Below are 9,938 nucleotides of genomic sequence, written 5' to 3'. Positions count from 1 at the left end.
GTGTCTGGTGCCCCGCGGTGTTCTTGAGACCATCGCGAGCAAGCTCGGCTCCTACAGGGGAATCGGTAGCCGCATTGATGTCGTGGTGAATGTGGCCGGGGCAGGCCACATGTCCGGCAACTGACACACCCTCGCAGTTACTGCCTTAGAATGTCTTGCTACAACCTATAACAACAACGAGAGTGAGCCGATGATGCAAGCCCAACTGCTGAGTCAGCGCAGTACGATTTTCGACCATGCCGACCCCTACGCGGTGTCGGGCTACGTCAATCAGCACGTCGGTAACCATTGCATTCTCATGCCTCGCGCCGGGCATCCCCTGGCCAGTCTCAATCATCGCAAATTCGCCAGCCTCGACCTGTGCCGTATCAGCTACGGCGGCAGCGTTCGGGTCACCTCCGGCGCGCTGGAGACCATCTACCACCTGCAAGTGCTGTTGCGCGGCAATTGCCTGTGGCGCGGCCACGGTCAGGAGCATTACTTCGCCCCCGGCGAACTGTTGCTGATCAACCCCGACGATCCGGTGGACCTGACGTACTCCGACGATTGCGAAAAATTCATCCTCAAAGTCCCCACCTCCCTGTTCGAGTCGGTCTGTGACGAGCAGCGCTGGCGGTATCCGGGGCAGGGCGTGCGCTTTGTGGAAACCGTTATCAGCTCAATGAGCTGGAAGGCTTCGTCAACCTGCTGGCGATGATTTGCCAGGAGGCTGAATCGACCGAGCAGATCCCGCGAGTGCAGGAGCATTACGCGCAGATCATCGTCAGCAAGATGCTCAGCCTGATGAAGACGAACGTCAGCCGTCTGGAAATCGGCTCGCAGACCGCCAACTTCGAAGCGATCGCCGACTACATCGGCAAGAACCTCAAGCAGAGCCTGGATAGCGAAGAGCTCGCGCGCCAGGCGCACATGAGCCTGCGCTCGCTGTATGCCCTGTTCGAGCGCAACGCCGAGACCACCCCGAAAAACTACATCCGCCAGAAGCGCCTGGAGCGCATCCACGCCTGCCTGAGTGACCCGACCTGCAACGTGCGCAACGTCACCGAAGTGGCCATGGATTACGGCTTCCTGCACCTTGGCCGGTTCTCCGACAGCTACCGCAAGCAGTTCGGTGAATTGCCGTCGGATACCCTCAAGCGACGGCACTGACACCCAAAGCGAGCGCGGTATGCAGGGCTAACGCGGTACCTGTGGCGAGGGGGCTTGCCCCCGTTGGGTTGCGAAGCGACCCCCAGCGTCCTTTCAGGCAAACCGTGCGTGCAGGCTTTGCGACGGCTGCGCCGCCGAACGGGGGCAAGCCCCCTCGCCACAGGTCTGCATAGTATTCCCCCGCCCTCTGCACAAAACGGATAAAGGTCTGCACCCCGCGGATAGTCCGCCCCATTGCCCGGTTCTAGGATGACCCTGCCTGAACAATAACAATGGAGGCGGCGGCCATGACCCTGCGACCCGAATACCTTCACTCCCTGCTTCAAGACGATCCCGAGCAGGGCCTGTATCGCTGCAAACGCGAGATGTTCACCGATCCGCGCCTGTTTGACCTGGAGATGAAACACATCTTCGAAGGCAACTGGCTGTATCTGGCTCACGAAAGCCAGATCCCCAACATCAACGATTTCTACACCACCACCATGGGGCGCCAGTCGATCTTCATCGCGCGCAACAAGGAGGGTGTGCTCAACGCCTTCATCAACGCCTGCAGTCACCGCGGCGCGACCCTGTGCCGGCACAAGTCCGGGAACAAGAGCTCCTACACCTGCCCGTTCCACGGCTGGACGTTCAACAACTCCGGCAAACTGCTCAAAGTCAAAGACCCTGCCAACGCCGGTTATCCGTCGAGCTTCAACTGCGAAGGCTCCCACGACCTGACCAAGGTCGCGCGCTTCGAGTCCTATCGCGGCTTCCTGTTCGGCAGCCTGAATCCCGACGTACTGCCTTTGGTCGAGCACTTGGGCGAGTCGGCGAAGATCATCGACATGATCGTCGACCAGTCCCCTGATGGCCTGGAAGTGCTGCGCGGTTCCTCGAGCTATATCTACGAAGGCAACTGGAAACTCACCGCCGAAAACGGTGCCGACGGCTACCACGTCAGCTCCGTGCATTGGAACTACGCCGCCACCCAGAACCAGCGCAAGCAGCGCGAGGCCGGCGATTGCAACCCGACCATGAGCGCCGGCAGCTGGGCCAAGCAGGGCGGTGGTTTCTATTCCTTCGACAAGGGCCACATGCTGCTCTGGACCCGCTGGTCCAACCCCGAGGATCGCCCGCTGTACGAGCGTCGCGACGAACTGGCACAGGACTTCGGCAAGGCTCGCGCCGACTGGATGATCGAGAACTCGCGCAACCTGTGCCTGTACCCGAACGTGTACTTGATGGACCAGTTCAGCTCGCAGATCCGCATCGCCCGGCCGATCTCGGTGGATCGCACCGAAATCACCATCTACTGCATCGCTCCCAAGGGCGAAAGCGACCACGCTCGCTCCAGCCGCATCCGCCAGTACGAAGACTTCTTCAACGTCAGCGGCATGGCCACCCCGGATGACCTGGAGGAGTTCCGCTCCTGCCAGACCAGCTACCAGGGCAGCGTGACCACCTGGAACGACATGTCCCGTGGCGCCGAACACTGGATCGAAGGCGCCGACGACGCGGCAAAGGAAATCGACCTGCATCCGCTGCTGTCCGGCGTGCGCACCGAAGACGAAGGCCTGTTCGTGCTGCAACACAAATACTGGCAGCAGACCATGCTCAAGGCGCTGGAAGCCGAACAGCCGAAGCTGATCGCCGTGGAGGACGTGCAATGACCATCTCCTATGACGACGTGCGCGACTTCCTTTTCCGCGAAGCCCGTTACCTGGATGACCGCCAGTGGGACGAATGGCTGGAGCTGTACGCTCCCGACGCGACCTTCTGGATGCCGTCCTGGGACGACAACGACGAGCTGACCGAAGACCCGCAGCGGGAAATCTCGCTGATCTGGTACGGCAACCGCACCGGTTTGGAAGACCGCATCTTCCGCATCAAGACCGATCGTTCCAGCGCAAGCATTCCGGACACTCGCACGTCCCACAACATCAGCAACATCGAACTGCTGGAGCAGGCCGACGGACTGTGCAAGGTGCGCTTCAACTGGCACACCCTGAGCTTTCGCTACAAGACCGTCGACAGCTACTTCGGCAGCAGCTTCTACACCCTCGACACGCGCGGTGAAAACCCGCTGATCAAGGCCAAGAAAGTGATCCTGAAGAACGACTACGTTCGCCAGGTCATCGATGTTTACCATTTGTGAGGGCGCGGTCATGACTCATTCCATCGCATTCAATTTCGAAGATGGCGTCACCCGGTTCATCGAAGCCAATGTCGGCGAAACCGTGGCCGATGCAGCCTACCGTCAGGGCATCAACATTCCGCTGGACTGCCGCGACGGCGCCTGCGGCACCTGCAAGTGCTTCGCCGAGGCGGGTCAGTACGATCTCGGTGAGGAGTACATCGAGGACGCCTTGAGCCCTGAAGAGGCCAAGCAGGGTTTTGTCCTAACCTGCCAGATGCGCGCCCAGAGCGATTGCGTGGTGCGTGTGCCGACGTCGTCGGAGGTCTGCCGTACCCGTCAATCCAGCTACGACGCGACCATCAGCGCCGTGCGCCAGCTGTCCGACAGCACCATTGCGCTGTCGATCAAGAGTGAGTCGCTGAGCAAGCTGGCGTTCCTGCCGGGGCAGTACGTGAACCTGGGGATTCCCGGCAGCGAACAGACCCGCGCCTATTCGTTCAGCTCGTTGCAGCGTGACGGCGAGGTGAGTTTCCTGATTCGCAACGTGCCTGGCGGCCTGATGAGCAGCTTCCTCACCGGCATGGCCAAGGCGGGCGACAGCATGAGTCTGGCCGGGCCATTGGGCAGTTTCTACCTGCGTGATATCCGTCGGCCGCTGTTGCTGCTGGCCGGTGGCACAGGCCTGGCGCCGTTCACCGCGATGCTGGAGAAAATCGCCGAGCAGGGCAGCGAGCATCCGTTGCATCTGATCTACGGCGTGACCAACGATTTCGACCTGGTGGAAATGGATCGCCTTGAAGCCTTCGCTGCGCGCATTCCCAACTTCACCTACAGCGCTTGCGTCGCCAGCCCCGACAGCCAGCATCCGCTCAAGGGTTATGTGACTCAGCACATTGAGCCGAAGCATTTGAACGATGGTGATGTGGACGTCTACCTGTGCGGTCCTCCGCCGATGGTTGAGGCGGTGAGCAAGTACATTGGGGAGCAGGGGATCCGGCCTGCGAACTTCTACTACGAGAAGTTTGCGGCGAGCGCGGCGTAATTTGCATCGACACCGACCCAATGTGGGAGCGGGCTTGCTCGCGAAAGCGGTGTGTCAGGCAACATCAATGTTGACTGTGCCACCGCCTTCGCAAGCAAGCCCACTCCCACAGGGGATGGCGTCTGGCCTGATAGGTTTGAGGTACACATGAACAGATTTCACGAAAAAGTCGCGCTGATCACCGGGGCTGCCCAGGGCATCGGGCGGCGGGTGGCCGAGCGGATGGCGGCGGAAGGGGCGAAGCTGATTCTGGTGGATCGCTCGGAGCTGGTGTTCGAAGTGCAGAAAGAGCTGGCATCGACCAGCCAGGTGCTGGCCCTGACCGCAGACCTTGAGCAATACGAGGACTGCAATCGGGTGATGCAGACCGCAGTCGAGCGTTTCGGTCGCCTCGACGTGCTGATCAACAACGTCGGCGGCACGATCTGGGCCAAGCCGTTCGAGCATTACGAGGCGTCGCAGATCGAGGCTGAGGTTCGGCGTTCGCTGTTCCCGACCCTGTGGTGCTGCCATGCCGCGCTGCCGTTCATGCTGGAGCAGGGCAGTGGTGCGATCGTCAACGTCTCGTCCATCGCTACCCGCAGCGTCAACCGCGTGCCGTATGGCGCGGCGAAGGGCGGGGTGAATGCCCTGACCGCATGCCTGGCCTTCGAAACCGCCGGCCGCGGCGTGCGGGTCAACGCCACGGCGCCCGGCGGCACCGAAGCACCGCCCCGGGTCATTCCGCGCAACAGCGCCGAACAGAGTGGTCAGGAGAAAGTCTGGTACCAGCAGATCGTCGACCAGACCCTCGACAGCAGTCTGATGAAGCGCTACGGCACGCTGGATGAGCAGGCGGGGGCGATTCTGTTTTTGGCGAGTGATGAAGCGTCCTACATCACCGGGATGGTTATGCCCGTCGGTGGTGGCGACCTGGGTTAGTCAGGCAGACCACATACCTGTGGCGAGGGGGCTTGCCCCCGTTGGACTGCGCAGCAGGCCCATCTTTTTTGGGACCGCTTCGCGCTCCAGCGGGGGCGAGCCCCCTCGCCACAAGGTTCCAGTCGCGTTAGAGACGACGCTGAAACGCCCGGATGATCTTGAGCGTAGCGTCGCTGGTATCCAGGTTCTGGATCGCATTCAGCGGAAACCATATGCAATCGATGATCTCATTCAACGGCCGGGCCTGATCCGTCTCCAGGGGTGAGGCTTCGTAGACATGGTGCCGGGTGTTGCCCGACTGCAGCTCCATCAGATACAGCATTTCCTCCACACCCAACCCGGTTTCCTCCGCCAACTCACGCACGGCGGCGCCGGCATGGGTCTCGCCCCGTTCAACCTTTCCGCCAGGCAGCATCCAGCGACTCTTCGGTTTTCTCACCAGAAGAATGTGGCGGTCCTGCTCGCAAATGACGGTGGCGCGTACTTTCATGGGCTGCTCGATGTGGCTGTCATAAAAGTGTAACAAAAAAGCAGTAGTCAAGCTGGATCCGTTGCCTTTGGCCTTCATCATGTTGATAGGCTTTACGGAGCAAAAGTGCGATTCAAACGAGGTTTGAGGCGACGTTCGGTCGTTTTCGCCGCGAAGTGCGGGTGTAAGGTAGGGAACGTGAGCTTTGGAAACTTGCCGAGAAGGAGGTAATCATGAGTGTTCCGATGCTGAACAGAATGCATATGAACGGCTATGACGTACTCAGCGTGAACAATGGCCCATGGAGGGTCTGCACCAAAGGTGATCGGCTCGGGTCGTTTGCCAGCAAGGAGGAGGCGATGGCGTTTGCGGCTTCGTTGCCTGGCTACAGGGCGCGGGTGAACAAGCAGGCTAACCAATAACGGTCCTTTAGCGATGGGCCCTGTGGCGAGGGGGCTTGCCCCCGTTGGGTCGCGAAGCGGCCCCAAAAAAATGGGACTGCTGCGCAGCCCAACGGGGCGGTGCGACGTTTCGACAAGCCCCCTCGCCACAAAGTGTTCACTTCACCGCAGGGTTCTCAGTACCCACCACCCCCACTCGATCGCGCGGGCTCGCGCGCTTTCTGCTGGGCGACGCTCCACTCCGCGCACGTCATGAACCCCTTGTGATCGACCCGCCCACGGCTGTCGAAGCTGACGTTGTAAGGTTGTCGGTGCTCGGGCTGGACCAGTTTGTAGTCGTAGCAGGTGCCCGCTTCGGCCGTGCGATTGCTGACCGATAACGGCGCACCGCCGATTTGCTGGACTTGTTCCTGGCTCATGCCCATCTCCACTTTGGCCACCAGGGGTTGATCGCGAAAGATCTGCGAGTCGGTGTTGCAGCCTGCCAGCGTCATTAACGTGATGACGAGCACAGGCAGGGTTCTGTTCATGGTCGGGCTCCTATGTCACTGAGGCTTGTGTCACTGGGGCTTGTTGCGGCTGATGACCTTCGCCTTGACCTCTTCGGCGTAACCCAGCAACCGCTCTTCGTCCCCCTGAAACAGATCGCACAGCCGCTGAACGGCTTGTGCATCGACTTCATTGCCAGACTGGCGCAATTGTTGCGCTATGCGCAGAAGCTCGACCGCCGACCAGCGCAGGTCCGACGCCAAGCCTTGCAGATCGCGCCGCAGCGCTTGTTCCGATTCGTTAAGCCACATGAAAACCTCCTCTATATCTGCGCTAAAAGGTTAGACCCATTTGCGCGAGCGGGCGTTGTCTTCGTCTGCGGCGGTGGCACTTCCTTTGGTCGGGAAATTGGCGAGAAACGCAAAATTCGCTGTCGTAGTGAGGTAGCGATTTTTCGCCAGGGCAGGGGACGTTCAACATGACGGCAACCGATGACTTTCGAGCGCATGCCCATCTGCTGATTGCCGACCTGGATGCGGCCACCAGCGAAATGATGAATCTGATTTCCGAACACCAGCTCAGCGGGCCGGAGTGGGAGCGGGTCAGTCAGTGGCAACATGAAGCTTACGAGCGCTGGATGTTCTATTTGAACGAGCAGTCATTCCCCGGATCCGGCGATCAGAACGCCAGTCGCTGAAAACCGGTGCAGTCAATGGATGTCCGGTCGGCGGCAGGCTACATTTGTATTTTTCGTAATCTAAGGGCGCTTGATGCAGAGTCGTATGTGGTTGGGGGCGGGGATGTTGGTGGGGATGGCGGCGCTGTTGGCGGGATGTTCCTTGCCGGCATCGCTCGTGCCGGGTGAACCGAACATGGGCAAGTACAGTGATAAACCGCCAAAGGAGCTGGCTGCCTGCGTGTTGCCCGCCTGGCAGAGTGACGTATCGCGCACGACTCAAACTTCGATTTCCAACGGCTACCGGATCACCGCGCCGAGCATTATCACGGCCGACGAGATTCTGGACATCGTGAAATACAAGGATGGCAGTCGGGTGTCGCTGTATCAGGGCCCGCCCTGGGCAAAATCGGCAGCCATGCGCAAGGCGGTGCGTGACTGCCTGTAACTGTCAGTTGCTGACTTCGGTGACCTGGATGAGTTGATCGTCACTCGTCTGGGCGCCGCCATTGCCTTTCCTTTCCCGACGATCGTTCATCCAGTTTTCCAGCTGCTCGCCAAACTCCGCCGGCGCCTTGCGTCCGACCTTGCGGGCAATGTCCAGAATCGTCTGCTGGGCCAAAGCCTCTTCCATGCGCTTTTGCGCCGTCAGCATCGCGGCATGGATCGAGCAGCGTCCTTCCACCGCCCACTCGGGCGTCTCGCCTTCAAACAATGCACAACGACCACGAATCTCCCGGCATTCGAAAATCGCCTTGCGCCCGTCGATGGCGTTGACGATGTCCAGCAGGGTGATTTCATCGGCTTGCCGGGCCAGCTTGAAGCCGCCGCGCACGCCTTCGGTGGCGGCCACCAGTTTGGCCTTGGCCAGCTTGGTGAAGATCTTCGCCAGATAGTCCTGCGGCACGCCTTGCAGTTCGGCCAGGTCGCGCACGCTCGCTTCGCGGGTGTCGCCGTAGTTGCCGACCAGGAACGCCAGGCAGTGAATGCCGTATTCGACGCCTGCACTGTAAAGAGCCATTAGAGATCTCCGACTAATATTGTCGCAAATGCTAACAGCTGGCGGCCTGAGGGACAACGAGCGGTTTTTCCTTTTATACGAGCTGTGCGCGGAATGGCGGGGGATGCGGGTTTTTCAGGCTGTATCGATAACATCGATGGGAAGCATCGATAAAAATTCGTTGCGGGCATTAACTAGGATCAATATAGTCGCAGTTGTCAGGGCGGCAGCGAGAGAAGCTACTCAAGCGAGGAGCGACATCGACCTACTGACCCCTAAACGAATTTCAAGCCTGGTTCTTCCCCGGAGTTAAAAATGAAACAACACATCTTGGTAATCGGCGCAGGTTTCGGTGGCATGTGGACGGCAATCAGCGCGACCCGTCTGTTCAGCATTCATGATCACAACAACACTGAAGTCACCATTCTGGCGCCCCAGGCCGAGCTGCGGATTCGTCCACGTTTCTACGAGCCGAACGCACACACCCTGGCGGCTCCCATTGGTGACCTGCTCGATGCAGTAGGCGCGAAGTTCATCAAGGGCGCAGCAGACTCCATCGACGTTGCCAACAAAAGCGTTGGCTACACCGATGCTTCGGGCAACAAACAAACAGTTATCTACGACAAACTTGTTCTGGCCACCGGCAGCGGCCTGGCTCTGCCCAACACCCCGGGTGTGGCCGAGCACGCCTTCGACGTTGACCGGATCGAACAGGCCGTACGTTTGGAGAATCACCTCAAATCCCTGGCCAACCAGCCAGAAAGCAAGGCGCGCAACACCGTAGTGGTTGCCGGCGGCGGCTTCACCGGGATCGAAACGGCGACCGAAATGCCGACCCGCCTGCGCGCCATCCTGGGCGAGAACGCAGACATCAACGTGATCATCGTGGATCGCGGTGACAAGGTCGGTGGTTCGATGGGTCCTGAGATCGCTGAAAAGATTGCCGAAGCCAGCATTGAAACAGGTGTGAAGTGGCACCTGAGTGCTTCGGTGGACGCGGTGGATGCTGACGGTGTGAGCCTGTCCGACGGTCAGCGTATCGAAGCCAAAACCGTTATCTGGACCACCGGCGTGCGCGCTCACTCCCTGACCGAGCAGATCCCCGGCGAACGCGACAACCTTGGCCGTCTGCATGTCGACGACAACCTGAAAGTCATCGGCCAGGATGATGTCTACGCGACCGGCGACGTTGCTTACGCGGCATCCGATGACATCGGCAACCATGCGCTGATGACCTGCCAGCACGCGATCATGCTGGGCCGTTATGCCGGCAACAACGTCGCCGCGCAGATCCTCGGCGTGGACCCGACTGCCTACCGTCAGCCGAAGTACGTCACCTGCCTGGACCTCGGCGCCTGGGGCGCGGTGTACACCGAAGGCTGGGATCGTCAGGTCAAGCTGACCAAGCAGGAAGGCAAGGAACTCAAGACCCAGATCAACACCGTGTGGATCTACCCGCCGGTGGCCGACCGTGATGTGGCCTGGGCTGCTGCGGATCCGCTGATCCCGATCGCCTGATTCATTTTTCCCGTATCGCTGAATGTTCAAGCGAGTCCCGCCCGGGTTTTTCGGGCGGGATTTTTTTTGCCTTAATCAAAGATGATGTCGACTGGTCTGACGCCTTCGCGGGCAAGCCTCGCTCCTACAGGGGTTTGTGTCGCTCGAACAACAC

General features: G+C 60.0%; 12 protein-coding genes and 1 pseudogene. 9 read left to right on the top strand and 4 right to left on the bottom strand.

Features of this window, described 5'->3' with window-relative positions; all coding sequences use genetic code 11:
* The first annotated feature begins 190 nt into the window (after positions 1–190).
* The 5 genes and pseudogenes from ACW9JE_RS24900 (at position 191) to ACW9JE_RS24880 (ending at position 5,231) form a co-directional block, all read left to right on the top strand.
* Positions 191–1,149 (top strand): annotated as a pseudogene (locus ACW9JE_RS24900) (AraC family transcriptional regulator).
* Between the two features lie 287 nt (positions 1,150–1,436).
* Positions 1,437–2,801, top strand: coding sequence for a benzoate 1,2-dioxygenase large subunit (gene benA / locus ACW9JE_RS24895; protein ID WP_224536730.1), 1,365 nt, complete (start codon positions 1,437–1,439; stop codon positions 2,799–2,801).
* Entirely contained in the window at positions 2,798–3,286 is a 489-nt protein-coding gene (gene benB / locus ACW9JE_RS24890; RefSeq protein ID WP_224536727.1) for a benzoate 1,2-dioxygenase small subunit, read from the top strand. The genes benA and benB overlap by 4 nt, the downstream gene beginning before the upstream one ends.
* 10 nt (positions 3,287–3,296) lie before the next feature.
* Positions 3,297–4,310, top strand: coding sequence for a benzoate 1,2-dioxygenase electron transfer component BenC (benC, locus tag ACW9JE_RS24885; protein WP_457434237.1), 1,014 nt, complete (start codon positions 3,297–3,299; stop codon positions 4,308–4,310).
* A 147-nt stretch (positions 4,311–4,457) separates the two neighbouring features.
* Positions 4,458–5,231 (top strand): 1,6-dihydroxycyclohexa-2,4-diene-1-carboxylate dehydrogenase, encoded by a 774-nt coding sequence (locus tag ACW9JE_RS24880; RefSeq protein WP_224536722.1) that lies wholly within the window; start codon positions 4,458–4,460, stop codon positions 5,229–5,231.
* Between the two features lie 127 nt (positions 5,232–5,358).
* Here ACW9JE_RS24880 and ACW9JE_RS24875 read toward each other — a convergent pair whose 3' ends face one another.
* Positions 5,359–5,721 (bottom strand): NUDIX hydrolase, encoded by a 363-nt coding sequence (locus ACW9JE_RS24875; RefSeq protein WP_224536776.1) that lies wholly within the window; start codon positions 5,719–5,721, stop codon positions 5,359–5,361.
* Between the two features lie 212 nt (positions 5,722–5,933).
* Here ACW9JE_RS24875 and ACW9JE_RS24870 point away from each other — a divergent pair, with 212 nt between their 5' ends.
* The gene (locus tag ACW9JE_RS24870) at positions 5,934–6,122 is read left to right on the top strand and encodes a DUF2188 domain-containing protein (RefSeq protein WP_175379044.1); all 189 of its coding nucleotides are present in this window, start codon (positions 5,934–5,936) and stop codon (positions 6,120–6,122) included.
* Positions 6,123–6,277: 155 nt separating this feature from the next.
* Here the strand turns inward: ACW9JE_RS24870 and osmE are convergent, their stop codons facing one another.
* Both osmE and ACW9JE_RS24860 read right to left on the bottom strand, forming a co-directional pair.
* Positions 6,278–6,631, bottom strand: a complete 354-nt coding sequence (osmE, locus tag ACW9JE_RS24865) for an osmotically-inducible lipoprotein OsmE (RefSeq protein ID WP_224536720.1) — start codon at positions 6,629–6,631, stop codon at positions 6,278–6,280.
* Between the two features lie 30 nt (positions 6,632–6,661).
* On the bottom strand, positions 6,662–6,901 hold the full coding sequence (locus ACW9JE_RS24860; protein WP_224536717.1) for a hypothetical protein: 240 nt from the start codon (positions 6,899–6,901) through the stop codon (positions 6,662–6,664).
* A gap of 167 nt (positions 6,902–7,068) precedes the next feature.
* Here ACW9JE_RS24860 and ACW9JE_RS24855 point away from each other — a divergent pair, with 167 nt between their 5' ends.
* Positions 7,069–7,287, top strand: a complete 219-nt coding sequence (locus ACW9JE_RS24855; RefSeq protein WP_224536716.1) for a hypothetical protein — start codon at positions 7,069–7,071, stop codon at positions 7,285–7,287.
* Between the two features lie 73 nt (positions 7,288–7,360).
* The gene (locus ACW9JE_RS24850) at positions 7,361–7,714 is read left to right on the top strand and encodes a hypothetical protein (RefSeq protein ID WP_457434236.1); all 354 of its coding nucleotides are present in this window, start codon (positions 7,361–7,363) and stop codon (positions 7,712–7,714) included.
* A 3-nt stretch (positions 7,715–7,717) separates the two neighbouring features.
* Here ACW9JE_RS24850 and ACW9JE_RS24845 read toward each other — a convergent pair whose 3' ends face one another.
* Complete coding sequence (locus tag ACW9JE_RS24845) at positions 7,718–8,287, bottom strand: RrF2 family transcriptional regulator (RefSeq protein ID WP_224536712.1); 570 nt, start codon at positions 8,285–8,287, stop codon at positions 7,718–7,720.
* Between the two features lie 294 nt (positions 8,288–8,581).
* Between ACW9JE_RS24845 and ACW9JE_RS24840 the strand changes: the two genes are divergently transcribed.
* The gene (locus tag ACW9JE_RS24840) at positions 8,582–9,784 is read left to right on the top strand and encodes an NAD(P)/FAD-dependent oxidoreductase (RefSeq protein WP_224536711.1); all 1,203 of its coding nucleotides are present in this window, start codon (positions 8,582–8,584) and stop codon (positions 9,782–9,784) included.
* Positions 9,785–9,938: the final 154 nt, after the last annotated feature.

It is taken from the genome of Pseudomonas sp. SDO55104_S430, from assembly GCF_054070595.1.
The sequence above is the reverse complement of the archived record's forward strand: the minus strand, read 5'-3'. Positions and strand labels throughout refer to the sequence as shown.